The organism is Pseudomonas siliginis (genome assembly GCF_024072275.1).
Lineage (GTDB): Bacteria > Pseudomonadota > Gammaproteobacteria > Pseudomonadales > Pseudomonadaceae > Aquipseudomonas > Aquipseudomonas siliginis.
The window spans coordinates 5,971,956-5,992,118 of the sequence record NZ_CP099598.1 but is presented as its reverse complement, the minus strand read 5'-3'; the positions used below and the strand labels follow the sequence as shown (position 1 = coordinate 5,992,118).

General features: G+C 56.8%; 20 protein-coding genes. 17 read left to right on the top strand and 3 right to left on the bottom strand.

The window, feature by feature from the left end; all coding sequences use genetic code 11:
- Positions 1-566: 566 nt before the first annotated feature.
- The 5 genes from rpmH (at position 567) to mnmE (ending at position 4,488) form a co-directional block, all read left to right on the top strand.
- Positions 567-701, top strand: coding sequence for a 50S ribosomal protein L34 (gene rpmH, locus NF676_RS27550; RefSeq protein ID WP_003213577.1), 135 nt, complete (start codon positions 567-569; stop codon positions 699-701).
- A 16-nt stretch (positions 702-717) separates the two neighbouring features.
- A complete protein-coding gene (rnpA, locus tag NF676_RS27545) occupies positions 718-1,119 on the top strand; it encodes a ribonuclease P protein component (protein ID WP_024014946.1) in 402 nt (133 codons plus the stop codon).
- On the top strand, positions 1,112-1,357 hold the full coding sequence (gene yidD, locus NF676_RS27540; RefSeq protein ID WP_027901580.1) for a membrane protein insertion efficiency factor YidD: 246 nt from the start codon (positions 1,112-1,114) through the stop codon (positions 1,355-1,357). Before rnpA ends, yidD begins: the two co-directional genes overlap by 8 nt.
- Before the next feature lie 2 nt (positions 1,358-1,359).
- Positions 1,360-3,039: a membrane protein insertase YidC gene (gene yidC, locus NF676_RS27535; protein WP_041476523.1), complete on the top strand. Its 1,680-nt coding sequence runs from the start codon at positions 1,360-1,362 to the stop codon at positions 3,037-3,039.
- An 81-nt stretch (positions 3,040-3,120) separates the two neighbouring features.
- On the top strand, positions 3,121-4,488 hold the full coding sequence (gene mnmE, locus NF676_RS27530; RefSeq protein WP_041476524.1) for a tRNA uridine-5-carboxymethylaminomethyl(34) synthesis GTPase MnmE: 1,368 nt from the start codon (positions 3,121-3,123) through the stop codon (positions 4,486-4,488).
- A 42-nt stretch (positions 4,489-4,530) separates the two neighbouring features.
- Here mnmE and NF676_RS27525 read toward each other — a convergent pair whose 3' ends face one another.
- From NF676_RS27525 to NF676_RS27515, 3 genes are all read right to left on the bottom strand, one after another.
- Positions 4,531-6,966 carry a TonB-dependent siderophore receptor gene (locus NF676_RS27525; protein ID WP_252887059.1) on the bottom strand — a complete coding sequence of 812 codons (2,436 nt, stop codon included), beginning with the start codon at positions 6,964-6,966 and terminating at the stop codon, positions 4,531-4,533.
- Positions 6,967-7,084: 118 nt separating this feature from the next.
- On the bottom strand, positions 7,085-8,035 hold the full coding sequence (locus tag NF676_RS27520; protein ID WP_252887058.1) for a FecR domain-containing protein: 951 nt from the start codon (positions 8,033-8,035) through the stop codon (positions 7,085-7,087).
- A complete protein-coding gene (locus NF676_RS27515; protein WP_252887057.1) occupies positions 8,035-8,541 on the bottom strand; it encodes a sigma-70 family RNA polymerase sigma factor in 507 nt (168 codons plus the stop codon). The genes NF676_RS27520 and NF676_RS27515 overlap by 1 nt, the downstream gene beginning before the upstream one ends.
- A gap of 570 nt (positions 8,542-9,111) precedes the next feature.
- On the opposite strand from NF676_RS27515, the gene mnmG reads away from it, so the two are divergent.
- The 12 genes from mnmG (at position 9,112) to atpD (ending at position 20,144) form a co-directional block, all read left to right on the top strand.
- Positions 9,112-11,010 (top strand): tRNA uridine-5-carboxymethylaminomethyl(34) synthesis enzyme MnmG, encoded by a 1,899-nt coding sequence (mnmG, locus tag NF676_RS27510; protein WP_252877167.1) that lies wholly within the window; start codon positions 9,112-9,114, stop codon positions 11,008-11,010.
- Positions 11,007-11,651: a 16S rRNA (guanine(527)-N(7))-methyltransferase RsmG gene (gene rsmG, locus NF676_RS27505; RefSeq protein WP_095182341.1), complete on the top strand. Its 645-nt coding sequence runs from the start codon at positions 11,007-11,009 to the stop codon at positions 11,649-11,651. The genes mnmG and rsmG overlap by 4 nt, the downstream gene beginning before the upstream one ends.
- Positions 11,652-11,669: 18 nt before the next feature.
- Positions 11,670-12,467 (top strand): ParA family protein, encoded by a 798-nt coding sequence (locus tag NF676_RS27500; protein ID WP_016772400.1) that lies wholly within the window; start codon positions 11,670-11,672, stop codon positions 12,465-12,467.
- Between the two features lie 9 nt (positions 12,468-12,476).
- Positions 12,477-13,349, top strand: coding sequence for a ParB/RepB/Spo0J family partition protein (locus tag NF676_RS27495; RefSeq protein ID WP_007960777.1), 873 nt, complete (start codon positions 12,477-12,479; stop codon positions 13,347-13,349).
- Between the two features lie 148 nt (positions 13,350-13,497).
- On the top strand, positions 13,498-13,905 hold the full coding sequence (locus tag NF676_RS27490; protein WP_056791105.1) for a F0F1 ATP synthase subunit I: 408 nt from the start codon (positions 13,498-13,500) through the stop codon (positions 13,903-13,905).
- Positions 13,906-13,921: 16 nt separating this feature from the next.
- Positions 13,922-14,791, top strand: coding sequence for a F0F1 ATP synthase subunit A (gene atpB / locus NF676_RS27485; protein ID WP_016772402.1), 870 nt, complete (start codon positions 13,922-13,924; stop codon positions 14,789-14,791).
- A gap of 133 nt (positions 14,792-14,924) precedes the next feature.
- A complete protein-coding gene (gene atpE, locus NF676_RS27480) occupies positions 14,925-15,182 on the top strand; it encodes a F0F1 ATP synthase subunit C (RefSeq protein ID WP_003097235.1) in 258 nt (85 codons plus the stop codon).
- 58 nt (positions 15,183-15,240) lie between these two features.
- Complete coding sequence (locus NF676_RS27475; RefSeq protein ID WP_016772403.1) at positions 15,241-15,711, top strand: F0F1 ATP synthase subunit B; 471 nt, start codon at positions 15,241-15,243, stop codon at positions 15,709-15,711.
- Positions 15,712-15,723: 12 nt separating this feature from the next.
- A complete protein-coding gene (locus NF676_RS27470; RefSeq protein WP_016772404.1) occupies positions 15,724-16,260 on the top strand; it encodes a F0F1 ATP synthase subunit delta in 537 nt (178 codons plus the stop codon).
- Between the two features lie 21 nt (positions 16,261-16,281).
- Complete coding sequence (gene atpA / locus NF676_RS27465) at positions 16,282-17,826, top strand: F0F1 ATP synthase subunit alpha (protein WP_016772405.1); 1,545 nt, start codon at positions 16,282-16,284, stop codon at positions 17,824-17,826.
- Positions 17,827-17,876: 50 nt separating this feature from the next.
- The gene (atpG, locus tag NF676_RS27460; RefSeq protein WP_007911960.1) at positions 17,877-18,737 is read left to right on the top strand and encodes a F0F1 ATP synthase subunit gamma; all 861 of its coding nucleotides are present in this window, start codon (positions 17,877-17,879) and stop codon (positions 18,735-18,737) included.
- A 27-nt stretch (positions 18,738-18,764) separates the two neighbouring features.
- Positions 18,765-20,144, top strand: coding sequence for a F0F1 ATP synthase subunit beta (gene atpD / locus NF676_RS27455; protein ID WP_016772406.1), 1,380 nt, complete (start codon positions 18,765-18,767; stop codon positions 20,142-20,144).
- The last annotated feature ends 19 nt before the right edge of the window (positions 20,145-20,163 follow it).

Genomic DNA, 20,163 nt, shown 5'->3' with positions numbered 1-20,163 from the left:
GGATATCCCCTAAGTTGAAAGCCGGTGAGGCAAAAACAAGCGGCCATTGTAGCGGCGAGCGGTTCACTTATCCACATGCAGGTAGGTCCATCTCCATCATTTATCAATGCGTTAAAGCATTAAAAGGCGACCAACGGCACATAAATAAGCCCTGTGGATAAACACCTCTGAGGGCACTGGACAACTGGGGGCTAAACCCGGTGGATAACCAGCCTGTGGATAACAAGCCCTTTCACACACAGCTTTTCCGATAGCGCAGCACAGGCTGAACACGGTTTTCCACTGTAGTTGTCATTCTCTGTACACCACACAAAATAAGGCCTGATAGCAGTTATCCACAGAAGATGACGTGTCTAGCTTTTACAAGCTTTACAGAAAAGCTTTAAATAATTCCCTTCTTTATTTCTATATCAGGCTGACAGGCTTTCGAGCTGAAACCCTCCCCGGATCTATTTATAAGGAAACGCTGGTTGGAAATTGACCTGAAGGCTTGCTTTCTCTAGAATCCCCGGTCTCTTAAAACGGGGGCCATTCCGGCCCGTTGTGGACGAACCAGGTAACACGACATGAAACGTACTTTCCAACCAAGCACTATCAAACGCGCTCGTACCCACGGTTTCCGTGCTCGCATGGCTACCAAGAACGGCCGCGCAGTCCTGTCGCGTCGTCGCGCCAAAGGTCGTGCGCGTCTGGCAGTTTGATAATCCGGTACTGGAGGTGAGTCAGGACTTCAGTCGGGAAAAGCGTCTGCTTACCCCCCGGCATTTCAAGGCAGTCTTTGACTCCCCTACCGGCAAGGTTCCGGGGAAAAATCTCCTGCTCCTTGCACGCAACAACGATCTTGATCACCCCCGTCTCGGGCTGGTTATCGGGAAAAAGAGCGTAAAGCTCTCCGTTGAGCGCAATCGCCTTAAACGTCTGATGCGCGAATCGTTCCGTCTGCACCAGGATTCACTGGTCGGCTGGGACATCGTTATCGTCGCGCGCAAAGGTTTGGGTGATGTAGAAAACCCCGAATTGATTCAGCATTTCGGCAAACTCTGGAAGCGTCTGGCACGCAACAAGCCCGTTCCGGCAGTCAAAACCGAAACTGTAGGGGTAGACAGTACCGATGCGTAAACTGGCCCTCGTTCCGATCCAGTTTTATCGCTATGCCATTAGTCCTTTAATGGCCAGCCACTGTCGCTTCTACCCCAGTTGTTCCTGCTACGCGTATGAAGCCATTGAAAATCATGGCCTTCTGCGCGGTGGCTGGCTGACCTTTCGTCGTTTAGGTCGCTGTCATCCGTGGAATCCCGGTGGTTATGACCCGGTTCCACCTGTCCCTACCTCCCGTTCTTCTTCGATGGCCGAGTAATCATGGATATCAAACGCACGATCCTGATCGTCGCCCTGGCAATCGTGTCCTACGTCATGGTTCTTAAATGGAACCAGGATTATGGCCAGGCTGCCCTGCCGACTCAGAATGTTGCTTCCAGTACGACTACATCCGGTTTGCCGGACACCGCCACTGGCACAAATGCTGCCAGTGACGATATTCCGCGCGCCGCCAGCGATACCAGCGCACCTGCCGAAACGCCGGTCGCCGCCAGCAAGGATCTGATTCAGGTCAAGACCGATGTGCTCGATCTGGCGATCGATCCGCAGGGTGGCGACGTTGCGCAACTGACTCTGCCTTTGTATCCACGTCGTCAGGATCGTCCTGACGTTCCGTTCCAGCTGTTCGATAACGGCGGCGAGCGTGTATATCTGGCGCAAAGCGGTCTGATCGGTACCAACGGCCCGGATGCAAACCCGGCCGGTCGTCCGGTTTATTCCTCGGAGAAGAAGGTTTACCAACTGGCTGACGGTCAGGATCAACTCGTCGTTGACCTGAAATTCAGCAAAGACGGCGTCAACTACATCAAGCGTTTCACAATGAAACGTGGGCTGTACGACGTCGCTGTCTCCTACATTGTGGATAACCAGAGCGCTCAGCCCTGGAACGGCGCAATGTTTGCCCAGTTGAAGCGCGACGCCAGCGCTGATCCTTCGTCGACCACTGCTACTGGCACCGCGACTTACCTGGGCGCCGCCCTGTGGACAAGTTCCGAGCCGTACAAGAAAGTGTCGATGAAGGACATGGACAAGGCGCAGCTCAAGGAAACCGTCACCGGTGGTTGGGTAGCCTGGCTGCAGCACTACTTCGTGACCGCGTGGATTCCGGCCAAGGGCGAGAACAATATCGTCCAGACCCGTAAAGACAGCAAAGGCAACTACATCATCGGTTACACCGGTCCGACTCTGACCGCTGCTCCAGGTGCAAAAGTTGAAACCAGCGCTGTGCTGTACGCAGGTCCGAAAAGCCAGGCTGTGTTGAAAGAGTTGTCCCCAGGTCTGGAACTGACCGTCGACTACGGCATTCTGTGGTTCATTGCCCAGCCGATCTTCTGGCTGCTGCAACATATCCACGCCATTGTCGGTAACTGGGGCTGGTCGATCATCTTCCTGACCATGCTGATCAAAGGGATCTTCTTCCCGCTGTCGGCCGCCAGCTACAAATCGATGGCGCGCATGCGTGCCGTGGCTCCGAAACTGGCTGCGCTGAAAGAGCAACATGGCGATGACCGGCAGAAAATGTCGCAGGCCATGATGGAGCTGTACAAGAAAGAGAAGATCAATCCACTGGGCGGCTGCTTGCCGATCCTCGTGCAGATGCCGGTCTTCCTGTCGCTGTACTGGGTTCTGCTGGAAAGCGTGGAAATGCGCCAGGCGCCGTTCATGCTGTGGATCACTGACCTGTCGATCAAGGATCCGTTCTTCATTCTGCCGATCATCATGGGCGCAACCATGTTCATCCAGCAGCAGCTGAACCCGACGCCTCCGGATCCGATGCAGGCGAAGGTCATGAAAATGATGCCAATCATCTTCACCTTCTTCTTCCTGTGGTTCCCGGCGGGCCTGGTGCTGTACTGGGTTGTGAACAACTGCCTGTCGATTGCACAACAGTGGTACATCACGCGTAAGATCGAAGCGGCGACGAAAAAAGCCGAGGCGTAACTTGCACTGTGGATAACACCACTCAAAGCGCCCCCTAGTGGGGCGTTTTGCTATCTGCCACTTTTGTCTGGATGCCGCTTTATGAGCACACCCCGTGAAACCATCGCCGCTGTCGCCACCGCTCAAGGGCGCGGCGGTGTGGGCATCGTCCGTATTTCCGGGCCGTTGGCCAGCGTTGCGGCAATAGCCATCAGCGGCCGAGAACTGAAACCACGTTACGCCCATTACGGACCGTTTTTCAGTGACGACCAGCAGGTGCTGGACGAAGGTCTGGCTTTGTATTTCCCGGGGCCGAACTCGTTCACCGGCGAAGACGTCTTGGAATTGCAGGGCCATGGCGGCCCGATCGTTCTGGACATGTTGCTCAAGCGTTGTCTGGAACTGGGCTGCCGTCTGGCCCGTCCAGGTGAATTCAGCGAGCGCGCCTTCCTCAATGACAAACTCGATCTGGCCCAGGCCGAAGCAATAGCCGATTTGATCGAAGCCAGTTCTGCACAGGCTGCGCGCAATGCGCTGCGTTCATTGCAGGGTGCGTTTTCCCAGCGTGTGCATAACTTGACCGAGCAGCTGATCGGTTTGCGTATCTACGTCGAAGCCGCCATCGACTTCCCGGAAGAGGAAATCGACTTTCTCGCCGACGGTCATGTATTGGGCATGCTCGATAAGGTACGCGATGAGTTATCCACAGTGCTGCGCGAAGCGGGGCAGGGCGCATTGTTGCGTGATGGTATGACAGTCGTCATCGCTGGGCGGCCGAATGCCGGTAAATCCAGCCTGTTGAATGCATTGGCCGGTCGCGAAGCCGCCATCGTCACCGAAATTGCCGGTACTACGCGGGATATTTTGCGCGAACATATCCACATCGACGGGATGCCGTTGCATGTGGTCGATACTGCAGGGCTGCGTGACACCGATGATCATGTGGAAAAGATCGGTGTGGAACGGGCGTTGAAAGCCATCGGTGAAGCGGATCGGGTTTTGCTGGTGGTCGATGCGACCGCACCAGAAGCACTGGATCCTTTTGCCTTGTGGCCAGAATTCCTTGAGTCTCGACCGGATCCGGCGAAAGTCACCCTGATCCGGAACAAAGCCGATCTGACCGGTGAAGCGATTGCTCTGGAAACCAGTGACGACGGCCACGTGACCATCAGTCTCAGTGCCAAGTCTGCCGAAGGCCTCGATCTGCTGCGTGATCATCTAAAGGCGTGCATGGGTTACGAGCAGACCTCGGAAAGCAGCTTCAGCGCACGTCGCCGGCATCTGGAGGCACTGCGCCACGCCAGCGCGGCATTGGAACATGGCCGCGCGCAACTGACCCTGGCGGGCGCTGGGGAGTTGCTCGCTGAGGATTTGCGCCAGGCTCAACATTCCCTGGGTGAAATTACCGGGGCGTTCAGTTCTGATGATTTGCTCGGACGGATTTTCTCCAGCTTCTGCATTGGCAAATAAAAGAGGGGGCTGTGGATAATTCATCCACAGCCCCTTTTTTGTTCACCAGTTATAGGACACCGTACCGAGCAAAGTACGATCCTCGCCCCAGTAACAGCGACCTGCATCGTTGCATCCCGAAACGTATTCCTTATCGAACAGGTTCTTCGCGTTCAGATCGACACTCCAGTGTGTATCGATCTGATATCCAACTGCCGCGTCGACCAATGTCACGTCGCCGGCATCCAGTTTTCCGTAGAGAGAAGGCGAAGTGTAGGCAAACGCACTGTCGAAATAACGCACGCCACCGGCCACATACAAGCCTTTCAAATCACCGTCGAGGAAGCGATATTTCGCCCAGGCCGACGCTTGATTACGCGGCACGCCGGTCATTTGGTGGCCCTTGACCAGCGACGTCGCCGAATCCTTGGTAATTTTTGCGTCGGTGTAGGTATAAGCCGCCGTGACATTAAGGTTCTGCGTCAAATTACTGTTGAGTTCCAGCTCCACCCCTTTGGCGCGGCTTTCGCCCACCTGGCGATAGGTTGACGTCGTCGCGTCGAAATAGGTGTCGTCCTTCTTGCGCAGGTCATACACCGAAGCGGTGAAAGCGGTGTCCCAGCCCATCGGTTCGTACTTCAAACCCACTTCGTACTGGCTGCTGGTGATCGGATCAAGCGGTGCGCCGGCATTGGAAATCTGCTGCACCGGCACGAACGCTGTTGAATAGCTGACATACGGCGTCATGCCGTTGTCGAACTCATACATCACGCCGCCCTGATAGGTGAACTTCTTGTCCTCGGAGCTGATGTTGCTGCCTCGCGCCACCTTGTCGCGGAAGTCACTGTCGACCCAGTCCTGGCGCCCGCCCAGCAGGAACAGCCAGTGGTCGTACTTGCTCTGAATCTGTGCATAAACACCCTTCATCTGCTGCTCGAGCAAAGTGTTCTGCACGGCAATTGGCGTGGTCGGATCGCGCAGGTAAACCGGGTTATACACATCGATCGGCCCGACAACGCCGGCATTCCAGTCCTGGTTGAACGAGGTGCGATCGTAGCTGACGCCCAACAGCACGGTGTTTTCCAGCTCGCCCGCCTCGAACTTGCCTTCGAGCTGGTTATCCAGCGAATACACCATGGATTTGTTGAAGCGATCGTAAGCGGTCACGTTCAACCGCGTGCCGAAACCGGCGTTGTTCAGATTGCCCGGCCAGGTTTCGTGGCGGGTGATGCGCGACTGCATGTAGCGCGAGTTCTGGCGGAACTGCCAGTCGTCGTTGAACGAGTGGCTGAACTCGTAACCGCTGCTCCAGGTTTCCCGTTCGAAGGTATTCCAGTCCGGGTCGCCGAGCATTGTGTCTTTGGATAATTGGCCGTTGGGATTACTCAGCAACGTGCCGGCGGCCGGCAGGCCAAGCTCCATGTTGGTGTGGTCTTTCTGGTAGTTGGCCAGCAGCGTCAGCGTATTGAAATCGTCGAAGTTCAGGGTCAGCGAAGGGGCGATATAAATCCGGTCGTCAGGAACGTGCTCGGTCTGGGTATCGGATTTGCGCCCCTGCATCACCACGCGTCCGAGAACGTTGCCGTTGTCATTGAGCGGGCCGGAGACATCTACGCCGATTTGCCGGCGATTGTTCGAGCCATAGCCCAGTTGCACTTCGCCCTGAGGCGCGGCGGTCGGGCGTTTGCTGACCAGATTGACCAGACCGCCTGGCGCATTTTCGCCATACAGCAGCGAAGACGGGCCACGGAACACCTCGACCCGCTCAAGTCCGTACGGCTCGGTGCTGGTGTCATAGCGATTGCCCTGCACGCGCAGTCCATCGCGCAGCAAACCGTAGCCGTAATCGGTGGCGTTGAAACCACGGATATAGAACAGGTCGCCAGCCAGACTGTCACCGGCGGCAAAAGGTGGGGCGAAGATCCCCGGCACGTAGCCGAGTACGTCGGTGAGTGTCTGGGATTTCTGATCCTTGATGCGCTGCCCGGTCACCACTGACACGGAACGCGGTGTTTCCGACAGCGGCGTATTGGTTTTCGTACCGATCCGGCTGTTTTGCGCCTTGTAGCCGACGTCGGCGGTGTAATCCAGATTCATTGGATTACCCAACTGCGCATTGATGTTGGTCGGCGCCAGCTCCAGGGAGTCACCGCTGGGCACGTTCTGCAGAATGTAACTGCCGGGTGCTTGTGGCACTGCCTGTAAACCCGAGCCTTGCAGCAATTGAGCGAAACCTTGTTCGACGCTGAAATCGCCATTTAAACCGGCACTGCGCAAGCGGCTGGTCTGCTGCGGCGAGAACGACAGAATCACATTGGCGGCAGCGGCGAACTGGCTCAAGGCACTATCCAGCGGGCCGGCGGCAATGGCGAAGCGCTGGGATGTCGACGCCGCGAAGGCGCTGTTGCTGATCACCAGACAAGACGCAGCGCTGGCCATCAATAAGCTGCATGCAATGCAATGTGGAGAAAAGCGCTGACGGAACGTGGGAAGACGCATGTGTGGATTAGCCCTGAAGGTGGCGAAGAGCCGCGTTTATCGCGATTACCTGTAGGGCCGGGTCAGGGCGAAAAAAGATAACCCTGCTTGAAATTATTTTTCCCCAGGCATTTTTTGATCAAGCGCTATGGCTGATCGAGATCCAATAACGGCTGAAATAACGCACGTTGATTGGCAACGAGGCCTGAAGGTTGGCCAGCACTGCGTCGGTCGAATCGAGCCGGAAAGTCCCGGAGACCCGCAGATCCCGGGCGCGGCGATCACAATGCAATACACCACTGCGATAGCGTCCCAACTCCGCGATTACATCGCCCAGGCGCGCGTCGAAAACGATCAACTGGCCGTTGATCCAGGCCACTTCTGATGACTGGAAGGAATGACTGAGGCCGATGTGCCGACTATCGAAATCCGCGCCTTCGCCTGCTTTCAGAATGAGCGCAGCAGTGGATGACTGCGCGGGTTGAACGCTGACTCGATCTTCCAGCACCCCAACTCTGGTTGAGCTGGACATCTGATGCACCGAGAACCGGGTGCCCAAAGCTTGAATCCGCCCGTCGCGGGTTTGCACATAAAACGGCCGCTGATCGCCAAGCTTGCCGGTTTGGATGAGGATTTCACCGGCACGCAGTTGAATCAGGCGTTGCGCTGCGTCGAAAGAAACATCGATGGCCGAGTCGGTGTTGAGCTGGATCTGGCTGCCATCGGCCAGGCTGATGGTGCGACGCTGACCCACACCGGTTTTATAGTCGGCCCAAACGTTGCCGAGGGATGTGTGTCGTTGAGCACTCCAGCCAACGAAGCCTGTTCCCGCTGCGAGCAGCAACAGCTTGAGCACCTGCCGGCGGTGCTGACCAGTGTTATTGAGCGCACATCGTTTCAGATCCTGCGGCAGCGTACCGAGGTGGCGCTGCAATTGTTCCATCTGGTTCCACGCCGCCAGATGCGCTGGATCGCTGTCTATCCACAACTGCCAGGCCTTTTGTTCGGCAAGGCTCGGTGGCTGAGACTGAAACTGCACATACCAGCTGGCGGCAGTTTCCAATAGCTGACGGTTTGCAGCGGCGGCCATCATGGCTGCGCCATGAGCAGGGCGCACTCAGTCAGGGCGCGGATCATGTGTTTTTTTACTGTGGTCAGCGAGACTCTCAATTGCACGGCGATCTGTTGATAAGTCAGTCCGTCGACTTGCGAAAGCATGAAGATCTGCCGTGTTCGCGGACCCAGCCCGGTCAATGCTTTATCCACAGCGATCAGGGTTTCAATGATCAGCGCCCTGTCTTCTTCGCTAATGACTGACGCTTCCGGCCGAGCTGCGAGGGCCTGCAGATAAGCGCTTTCAATCGCCCTGCGTCTATAACGATCGATGACCAGGCCGCGCGCAATAGTCGTCAGGTAATCCCTCGGCTCACGAATATGAGCTGCATTGCGCGCCGCCAGAACTCGCAAAAACGTGTCATGCGCCACATCGGCTGCATCGCAGGCGTTGTGCAGTTTGCCCTTGAGCCAACCATACAGCCACGAATGATGTTGCTCGTAGATTTGCTCGATCGCAGCGGTGTGGGCGGGTAGGGGCATGGGAGAAACTGATGTTTTAATGATAATGGCTATTATTAGCTTCTGTTACGTCCTCTCACAATAGCCTTTTCATTTCCTGCCCTTGGCTTGCCGAGCGTCACTAATCCCTAGCTGACGCTTTTTTTGCGTCCGGAAAAAGACATGTTGGCGATTTTCTGTGGACTAAGCCCTGTGAATAACTGCTCCTGAGGTCAGTTGATAAAGGGGGTTGAAAACTGGATATAACCCGCTCTGTGGATAACCATCCCTTTCATCCACAGGCTTACACCGGTTATCCAAGGGCCTCATTGCCACATGAGCACAGGGTTTTTAATCTCTGTACACATTGTAATACATGGCCTGTAGCGATCTATCCACAGAAATGGTGCTCAGTAAGAATAAACATAAAAACAAAGGTTTTATAAATTTCTCTCTTTTTTATTTTTTTTAACCTCGAGTTCTCCACAGCTGGTTAAATTTTGTGCAAAGGGTTCTTTAGAAAGGGCGAAGTCCCTATACTTGCCGACCAGGTCCAGAAACCTGGTTTCAATATTTCCTGAATGACCTACTTAAGCAGGCACGAGGTGCGTGGTGGATTTCCCTTCCCGTTTTGAAGTGATCGTCATCGGCGGCGGTCATGCCGGTACCGAGGCAGCACTGGCGTCAGCACGCATGGGGGCAAAAACCCTGTTGCTGACGCATAACGTGGAAACCCTCGGCGCCATGAGTTGCAACCCGGCCATCGGTGGCATCGGCAAAAGCCATCTGGTCAAGGAAATCGATGCCCTCGGCGGCGCGATGGCCATGGCTACCGACAAGGGCGGCATCCAGTTTCGCGTGTTGAACAGCCGCAAAGGCCCGGCAGTACGGGCCACCCGTGCGCAAGCCGACCGAATTCTCTATAAGGCCGCTGTCCGCGAAATCCTGGAAAACCAGCCAAACCTGTGGATATTTCAACAGGCTGCTGACGACCTGATCGTCGAGCAGGAGCAAGTCCGTGGTGTGGTTACACAGATGGGGCTGCGTTTCTTCGCCGATTCCGTGGTGTTGACCACCGGTACATTCCTCGGCGGACTTATCCACATCGGTTTGCAGAATTTCTCCGGCGGTCGCGCCGGTGATCCACCGTCGATTGCTCTGGCCCACCGTCTGCGTGAGTTGCCATTGCGTGTCGGGCGCCTGAAGACCGGTACACCGCCGCGTATTGATGGCAAATCTGTGGATTTCTCGGTGATGACCGAGCAGCCGGGTGACACTCCGATCCCGGTGATGTCGTTCATGGGCAGCAAGGAGCAGCATCCGCGCCAGGTCAGTTGCTGGATTACCCATACCAATGCGCGTACCCACGAAATCATCGCGGCGAATCTTGATCGTTCGCCGATGTATTCCGCTGCCGGTGAAATCGAAGGTGTCGGCCCGCGTTATTGCCCGTCGATCGAAGACAAGATTCATCGCTTTGCCGACAAGGAAAGCCATCAGGTGTTCATCGAACCGGAAGGTCTGACCACCCATGAGCTGTATCCGAACGGGATATCCACAAGCCTGCCGTTCGACGTGCAATTGCAGATCGTGCAATCGATCCGCGGTATGGAAAACGCGCACATCGTGCGTCCGGGTTATGCGATCGAGTACGACTACTTCGATCCCCGCGATCTGAAGTACAGTCTGGAAACCAAAGTCATCGGCGGTCTGTTCTTCGCCGGGCAGATCAACGGCACCACCGGTTACGAAGAAGCCGGCGCTCAAGGTCTGCTCGCCGGGGCCAACGCTGCGCTGCGGGCCAAGGGCAAAGAAGCCTGGTGTCCGCGCCGCGATGAAGCGTACATCGGCGTTCTGGTAGACGACCTGATCACCCTCGGTACCCAAGAGCCGTACCGTATGTTCACGTCCCGCGCCGAATACCGCCTGATTCTGCGCGAAGACAACGCCGACCTGCGCCTGACCGAAAAAGGTCGCGAACTCGGTCTGGTCGATGACGCGCGCTGGGCGGCCTTCTGCAAGAAACGCGAAAGCATTGAGCTTGAAGAGCAGCGCCTGAAAAGCACTTGGGTGCGGCCAAATACTCCGCAGGGCGATGCTATTGCTGACAAGTTCGGCACGCCGCTAACCCACGAATACAACTTGCTCAACCTGTTGAGCCGTCCGGAAATCGATTACGCCGGTCTGGTCGAAGTGACCGGGCAGGGCGCCGAAGATCCACAGGTCGCCGAGCAGGTTGAGATCAAGACCAAATACGCCGGTTACATCGACCGCCAACAGGACGAAATCGCTCGTCTGCGTGCCAGCGAAGACACAAAATTGCCTGTGGATATCGATTACACCAACATCTCCGGTCTGTCCAAGGAGATCCAGAGCAAGCTCGGCGCCACACGTCCCGAAACGCTGGGCCAGGCTTCGCGGATCCCGGGCGTAACCCCGGCGGCGATTTCGCTGTTGATGATTCATTTGAAAAAACGCGGCGCGGGCCGTCAGTTGGAGCAAAGCGCTTGAGTGCCAAGGTCACTTCGCAACACGCCGAAGAGTTATCCACAGGAGCCCGCGAGCTCGGTGTCAATCTCACAGAAACCCAGCACAAATTGCTGCTGGGTTACCTGGCCCTGTTGATCAAATGGAACCAGGCCTACAACCTGACCGCTGTGCGCGATCCGGACGAAATGGTTTCGCGGCACTTGCTCGATAGTCTCAGCGTGATGTCGTTTATCGAAAACGGTCGCTGGCTCGATGTCGGCAGTGGTGGTGGCATGCCTGGTATTCCGCTGGCGATCCTGTATCCGGACTCGCAGGTGACCTGTCTGGACAGCAATGGCAAGAAAACCCGCTTTCTGACTCAGGTCAAACTCGAACTGAAGCTGGATAACCTGCAAGTTATCCACAGTCGCGTCGAAGCGTTCCAGCCTGCGCAACCATTCAACGGGATCATTTCCCGGGCCTTCAGCAGCATGGAAAACTTCACCAACTGGACTCGCCACTTGGGCGATGCCGATACACGCTGGCTGGCAATGAAGGGCGTTCATCCGGCCGATGAGCTGGTAGCATTGCCGGCAGATTTCAAACTCGATAGCGAACACGCCCTGGCCGTCCCCGGTTGCCAAGGCCAACGCCATCTGCTGATACTGCGCCGCACGGCATGATTGGGAACACAAGCAAGAATGGCTAAGGTATTCGCGATAGCGAACCAGAAGGGTGGTGTGGGCAAAACCACCACCTGCATCAACCTCGCAGCATCCCTGGTCGCGACCAAGCGCCGGGTGCTGTTGATCGATCTCGATCCACAGGGCAACGCCACCATGGGTAGCGGTGTGGATAAACATGGTCTGGAAAACTCGGTCTACGATCTGCTGATCGGTGAATGCGACCTGGGTCAGGCCATGCACTTCTCCGAGCACGGCGGTTATCAATTGCTGCCGGCCAACCGCGATCTGACCGCGGCCGAAGTGGTGCTGCTGGAAATGCAGATGAAGGAAAGCCGTCTGCGCAGCGCGCTGGCGCCGATCCGTGACAACTACGATTACATTTTGATCGACTGCCCACCGTCGCTGTCGATGCTCACACTCAACGCACTGGTCGCCGCTGACGGGGTGATTATCCCCATGCAGTGCGAATACTTTGCGCTGGAAGGTTTGAGCGACCTTGTGGATAACATCAAGCGCATCGCCGAGCTGCTCAACCCGAACCTGAAAGTCGAAGGCCTGCTGCGGACCATGTACGACCCGCGCTTGAGCCTGATGAACGATGTTTCGGCGCAGCTCAAGGAGCACTTCGGCGATCAGCTGTACGACACGGTGATCCCGCGCAACATTCGCTTGGCCGAAGCACCGAGCTACGGCATGCCGGCGCTGGCTTACGACAAGCAATCGCGTGGTGCCCTGGCCTATCTGGCTCTGGCAGGCGAGATGGTTCGTCGTCAGCGCAAAAATTCACGCATTGCTGCTGCTCAGCCAACTTAAGGAATCCCCATGGCCGTCAAGAAACGAGGTCTCGGACGTGGACTCGATGCACTGCTGAGTGGTCCGACGGTCAGCGCGCTGGAAGAACAAGCCGCGCAGGCCGACACCCGCGAACTGCAACACCTGCCGCTGGACCTGCTGCAGCGTGGCAAATATCAGCCGCGCCGTGACATGGACCCGCAGGCCCTGGAAGAGCTGGCGCAGTCGATCAAGGCCCAAGGCGTGATGCAGCCGATCGTGGTACGCCCGATTGGTGGCGGCCGGTTTGAGATCATTGCCGGTGAACGCCGCTGGCGCGCCAGTCAGCAGGCCGGGCAGGAAACCATCCCGGCGATGGTTCGCGATGTGCCGGATGAAACCGCCATTGCGATTGCGCTGATCGAGAACATCCAGCGTGAAGACCTCAACCCGATCGAAGAAGCCGTCGCCTTGCAGCGCTTGCAGCAGGAATTCCAGCTGACTCAGCAACAGGTTGCCGAGGCTGTGGGTAAGTCGCGGGTGACTGTGGCTAACCTGTTGCGACTTATTGCACTGCCCGAAGTGATCAAGACCATGCTGTCGCACGGTGACCTGGAAATGGGTCACGCGCGTGCCTTGCTCGGTCTGCCGGACAATCAGCAGGTCGAAGGGGCGCGACATGTTGTCGCACGAGGACTGACCGTGCGCCAAACTGAGGCACTGGTTCGTCAGTGGTTGAGTGGCAAACCGGAGCCTGTGGAAGCTGCAAAACCTGACCCGGACATCGCTCGCCTCGAGCAGCGTTTGGCCGAGCGCCTAGGCTCTGCGGTGCAGATTCGCCATGGCAAGAAGGGCAAGGGCCAATTGGTGATTGGTTATAACTCGCTCGACGAGCTTCAAGGTGTGCTCGCACACATCCGCTGAAACATTTCCTCATGTAGCGCGCAGTCGGAAATCACTACCTGACAGTTGAATAGGGGCAGAACCGCCCCTATACTCTGCGCGCATTTTGTCGGCACAAATTATGCCAAGTTATTGGATTTCGGCAGCCGACCATTGGAGAGCAACTGTGATGGGAACCCGCACGCCAAACCGCTTGCCTTTCCATCGCCTGGCGGTTTTTCCGGTGTTGATGGCTCAATTTGTCATTCTGCTCATTGCCGCTTTGGCGCTCTGGCAATGGCATGGAGTCGTTGCCGGATACTCGGGACTTTGCGGAGGCCTGATAGCCTTGCTGCCCAATGTTTATTTCGCTCACAGGGCATTTCGGTTTTCCGGCGCCCGAGCAGCCCAGTCCATCGTCCGGTCTTTTTATGCCGGCGAGGCAGGCAAACTTATTTTGACGGCAGTGCTGTTTGCACTGGTGTTCGCAGGTGTGAAGCCACTGGCGCCGATCGCAGTATTCGGCGTGTTCGTGCTGACGCAGTCGGTCAGCTGGTTCGCTCCCCTGCTGATGAGAACAAGACTTTCGAGACCTTAGGGCGTTTGAGGCAACCATGGCAGAGACAACCGCTTCGGGCTATATCCAGCACCACTTGCAGAACCTGACTTTCGGTCAGCTACCCAACGGCGGCTGGGGCTTTGCCCACACCGCAGCAGAAGCCAAGGAAATGGGCTTCTGGGCTTTCCACGTCGATACCCTCGGCTGGTCGGTCGCGCTGGGTCTGATCTTCGTTCTTCTTTTCCGCATGGCGGCAAAGAAAGCGACTTCGGGTCAGCCGGGTGCCTTGCAGAACTTCGTTGAAGTATTGGTCGAATTCGTCGATGGCAGCGTGAAAGACAGCTTCCATGGCCGTAGCCCGGTGATTGCACCGCTGGCACTGACCATCTTCGTCTGGGTGTTCCTGATGAACGCCGTCGACCTGGTACCGGTCGACTGGATTCCTCAGCTGGCCATCCTGATCTCCGGCGATGCCCACATCCCGTTCCGCGCCGTGTCGACTACCGACCCGAACGCGACTCTGGGCATGGCGTTCTCGGTGTTCGCACTGATCATTTTCTACAGCATCAAGGTCAAGGGCATCGGCGGCTTCATCGGCGAACTGACCCTGCACCCGTTCGGCAGCAAGAACATCTTCGTTCAGGCCCTGCTGATACCGGTGAACTTCCTGCTGGAATTCGTCACCCTGATCGCCAAGCCGATCTCTCTGGCTCTGCGTCTGTTCGGCAACATGTATGCCGGCGAGCTGGTGTTCATTCTGATCGCTGTGATGTTCGGCAGCGGCCTGCTCTGGCTCAGCGGCCTGGGCGTTGTTCTGCAGTGGGCGTGGGCTGTATTCCACATCCTGATCATCACCCTGCAGGCGTTCATCTTCATGATGCTGACCATCGTCTACCTGTCGATGGCGCACGAAGAAAACCATTAAGACCAGTCTCGACTAGTCTGATGTTCCTCCCGGTCAAACGGGAGGGAGCTCCTTGCGGGGCAGCTGAAACGATTTGTTTTACCGCTTTAATCTAAAAAACCTAAACCATACGACGTAAAAGTCGGGAGGAAAGATGGAAACTGTAGTTGGTCTAACCGCTATCGCTGTTGCACTGTTGATCGGCCTGGGCGCACTGGGTACCGCAATTGGTTTCGGCCTGCTGGGCGGCAAGTTCCTGGAAGGCGCAGCGCGTCAGCCAGAAATGGTTCCAATGCTGCAAGTAAAAATGTTCATCGTTGCCGGTCTGCTCGACGCCGTAACCATGATCGGTGTTGGTATCGCTCTGTTCTTCACCTTTGCGAACCCGTTCGTTGGTCAGATCGCTGGCTGATTACTCGGATCTTCCGGGTAATTTGGTGTGATGGACAACGTAACTGCGAGGTGTTGGCGTGAACATTAATGCGACCCTGATTGGCCAGTCCGTTGCGTTCCTGATTTTTGTACTGTTCTGCATGAAGTATGTATGGCCTCCGGTCATCGCTGCTCTGCACGAACGTCAAAAGAAGATCGCTGATGGTCTGGACGCTGCCAGCCGTGCAGCTCGCGACCTGGAGTTGGCCCAAGAGAAAGCGGGTCAGCAACTGCGCGAAGCGAAAGCTCAGGCAGCTGAAATCATCGAGCAAGCCAAGAAACGCGGTAACCAGATCGTCGAAGAGGCTGTTGAAAAAGCCCGTATCGACGCTGACCGTGTGAAGGTTCAGGCTCAAGCCGAGATCGAACAGGAACTGAACAGCGTCAAAGACAAGCTGCGTGCCCAAGTGGGCTTGCTGGCTGTTGGCGGCGCCGAGAAGATCCTGGGTGCCACAATCGATCAAAACGCGCACGCAGAGCTGGTTAACCAACTGGCTGCTGAAATCTAAGCGAGGGCGATCATGGCAGAACTGACCACGTTGGCCCGACCTTACGCTAAGGCGGCCTTCGAGCACGCTCAGGCCCACCAGCAACTGGCCAATTGGTCAGCCATGCTCGGCCTGGCAGCAGCGGTGTCGCAAGACGACACCCTGCAGCGCGTGCTCAAGGCCCCGCGACTGACGAGCGCAGAAAAGGCCGCCACGTTCATTGACGTGTGCGGCGACAAGTTTGATGAAAAGGCACGCAATTTCATCAACGTCGTTGCCGAGAACGACCGTCTCCTGCTTCTGCCGGAGATCGCCGCTCTGTTCGACCTGTACAAGGCCGAACAAGAGAAATCGGTAGACGTTGAAGTAACCAGTGCATTTGCATTGAACCAAGAACAGCAAGACAAACTCGCCAAGGTTCTCAGTGCACGACTCAACCGGGAAGTGCGCCTGCAAGTTGCGGAGGACGCTGCCTTGATTGGTGGTGTCGTGATCCGCGCCGGCGACCTGGTTATCGATGGCTCGATTCGCGGCAAAATCGCGAAACTTGCCGAAGCATTGAAATCTTGAGTTTGAAGGGGCAGCAGAGCAATGCAGCAACTCAATCCTTCCGAAATAAGTGAAATTATCAAGGGCCGCATCGACAAGCTCGATGTGACCTCCCAAGCCCGTAACGAAGGCACTGTCGTCAGCGTATCTGACGGCATCGTGCGGATTCACGGTCTGGCCGACGTCATGTACGGCGAGATGATCGAGTTTCCGGGCGGCGTCTACGGTATGGCCCTCAACCTGGAGCAGGACTCCGTAGGTGCCGTGGTATTGGGCTCCTACCAGTCGCTGGCTGAAGGCATGAGCGCCAAGTGCACCGGCCGCATCCTCGAAGTTCCTGTTGGTAAGGAATTGCTGGGCCGCGTAGTCGATGCTCTGGGTAACCCTGTTGACGGCAAAGGTCCACTGGGCAACACCGAGACCGACGCGGTCGAGAAAGTTGCTCCAGGCGTGATCTGGCGTAAGTCGGTAGACCAGCCTGTACAGACTGGCTACAAGGCTGTCGATGCCATGATCCCTGTCGGCCGTGGCCAGCGTGAGCTGATCATCGGTGACCGTCAGATCGGTAAAACCGCTCTGGCGATCGACGCGATCATCAACCAGAAAGACAGCGGCATTTTCTGCGTCTACGTAGCCATCGGTCAGAAGCAATCGACCATCGCCAACGTGGTTCGCAAGCTGGAAGAAAACGGCGCCCTGGCCAACACGATCATCGTGGCTGCCAGTGCTTCGGAATCTCCTGCGCTGCAATTCCTGGCACCGTACTCCGGTTGCACCATGGGTGAATTCTTCCGCGACCGCGGTGAAGACGCGCTGATCGTTTATGACGATCTGTCCAAGCAGGCAGTGGCTTACCGCCAGATTTCCCTGCTGCTGCGCCGTCCACCAGGCCGTGAAGCTTACCCAGGCGACGTGTTCTATCTCCACTCCCGTCTGCTGGAGCGCGCATCCCGCGTTTCGGAAGAATACGTAGAGAAGTTCACCAACGGCGCAGTGACCGGCAAAACCGGTTCCCTGACCGCACTGCCGATCATCGAAACCCAGGCTGGCGACGTTTCCGCGTTCGTTCCGACCAACGTGATTTCCATCACCGACGGTCAGATCTTCCTGGAATCGGCCATGTTCAACTCGGGCATCCGCCCTGCAGTGAACGCCGGTGTTTCGGTATCCCGTGTGGGTGGTGCCGCTCAGACCAAGATCATCAAGAAGCTCTCCGGTGGTATCCGTACCGCTCTGGCTCAGTACCGTGAACTGGCGGCATTCGCCCAGTTCGCTTCTGACCTGGACGAAGCGACCCGCAAGCAACTTGAGCATGGTCAGCGCGTTACCGAGCTGATGAAGCAGAAGCAATACGCACCAATGTCGATCGCTGACATGGCGCTGTCGCTGTATGCCGCTGAGCGTGGGTTCCTGACTGACATTGAAATCGCCAAGGTCGGCAGCTTCGAACAAGCGCTGATTGCTTTCTTCAACCGCGATCACGCCGATTTGATGGCCAAGATCAACGTTAAAGGTGACTTCAATGACGAAATCGACGCTGGCATGAAAGCCGGTATCGAGAAGTTCAAGGCCACCCAAACCTGGTAAGCCGCAGCGGGAGCCGCGAGGCTCCCGCTTGCTAACCTGATAGGTGTTACATGGCAGGCGCAAAAGAGATTCGCAGTAAGATTGCGAGCATCAAAAGCACGCAAAAGATTACCAGCGCCATGGAAAAAGTGGCGGTCAGCAAAATGCGCAAGGCACAAATGCGCATGGCTGCTAGCCGTCCTTATGCGGAGCGTATCCGCCAGGTAATTGGGCATCTGGCCAACGCCAACCCGGAATACCGCCACCCGTTCATGATCGACCGCGAAATCAAGCGCGTCGGTTATGTCGTTGTGAGCAGTGACCGTGGTCTGTGCGGCGGCTTGAACACCAACCTGTTCAAGGCCCTGGTCAAGGACATGGCGGTAAACCGCGAAAACGGCGTCGAGATTGATCTGTGTGTAGTCGGTAGCAAGGGTGCGGCCTTTTTCCGCAACTTCGGCGGTAACGTCGTTGCAGCTATCAGCCACCTGGGTGAAGAGCCGTCGATCAATGATCTGATCGGCAGCGTCAAGGTGATGCTGGATGCCTACCTGGACGGCCGTATCGACCGCCTGTCCGTGGTGTCCAACAAGTTCATCAACACCATGACGCAACAGCCTACCGTGGAGCAGTTGATTCCACTGGTGGCAACCCCGGATCAGGATCTCAAGCACCACTGGGACTATCTCTACGAACCGGACGCCAAAGAGCTGCTTGACGGCTTGATGGTCCGTTACGTCGAGTCGCAGGTCTACCAGGCGGTGGTCGAGAACAACGCGGCTGAACAGGCTGCGCGGATGATCGCGATGAAGAACGCTACCGACAACGCCGGTGATTTGATCAGCGATTTGCAGCTGATCTACAACAAGGCGCGTCAGGCTGCGATCACCCAAGAGATCTCGGAAATCGTCGGCGGCGCTGCCGCGGTTTAACGGTTCAAATATTCAGAGGATCCAGCTATGAGTAGCGGACGTATCGTTCAAATCATCGGCGCCGTTATCGACGTGGAATTTCCACGCGACAGCGTACCGAGCATCTACAACGCGCTGACTGTACAAAGCGCGGCCGCAACCACCCTGGAAGTTCAGCAGCAGCTGGGCGACGGCGTGGTGCGTACCATTGCGATGGGTTCCACCGAGGGCTTGAAGCGCGGTCTGGAAGTCACCGACTCTGGCGCAGCCATCTCCGTACCGGTCGGTAAAGCGACCCTGGGCCGGATCATGGACGTCCTCGGTAACCCGATCGACGAAGCTGGCCCGATCGACACCGAAGAGCGCTGGGGCATTCACCGCGCAGCACCTTCGTTCGCCGAGCAAGCAGGCGGCAACGACCTGCTGGAAACCGGCATCAAGGTTATCGACCTGGTCTGCCCGTTCGCCAAGGGCGGTAAAGTCGGTCTGTTCGGTGGTGCCGGTGTAGGCAAAACCGTAAACATGATGGAACTGATCCGTAACATCGCCATCGAGCACAGCGGTTATTCCGTGTTCGCCGGTGTGGGTGAGCGTACTCGTGAGGGTAACGACTTCTACCACGAGATGAAGGACTCCAACGTTCTGGACAAAGTGGCACTGGTTTACGGTCAGATGAACGAGCCGCCGGGAAACCGTCTGCGCGTAGCACTGACCGGCCTGACCATGGCCGAGAAGTTCCGTGACGAAGGTAACGACGTTCTGCTGTTCGTCGACAACATCTATCGTTACACCCTGGCCGGTACTGAAGTATCCGCACTGCTGGGCCGTATGCCTTCGGCAGTAGGTTACCAGCCGACCCTGGCTGAAGAGATGGGCGTTCTGCAGGAACGTATCACTTCGACCAAGGAAGGTTCGATCACCTCGATCCAAGCGGTATACGTACCTGCGGACGACTTGACCGACCCGTCGCCAGCGACCACCTTCGCCCACTTGGACGCCACCGTCGTTCTGTCCCGTGACATCGCTTCCCTGGGTATCTACCCAGCGGTAGATCCACTGGATTCGACTTCGCGCCAGCTGGACCCGAACGTGATCGGTCAGGACCACTACGACACCGCTCGCGGCGTTCAGTATGTTCTGCAGCGTTACAAAGAGCTGAAAGACATCATCGCGATCCTGGGTATGGACGAGCTGTCGGAAGCCGACAAACAGTTGGTTAACCGTGCTCGTAAGATCCAGCGCTTCTTGTCGCAGCCGTTCTTCGTGGCTGAAGTCTTCACCGGTGCTTCGGGTAAATACGTTTCCCTGAAAGACACCATTGCTGGCTTCAAAGGCATCCTCAACGGTGACTACGACCACCTGCCAGAACAAGCGTTCTACATGGTTGGCGGCATCGAAGAAGCGATCGAGAAAGCCAAGAAACTGTAATCCCGGCGCCCGGCAACGG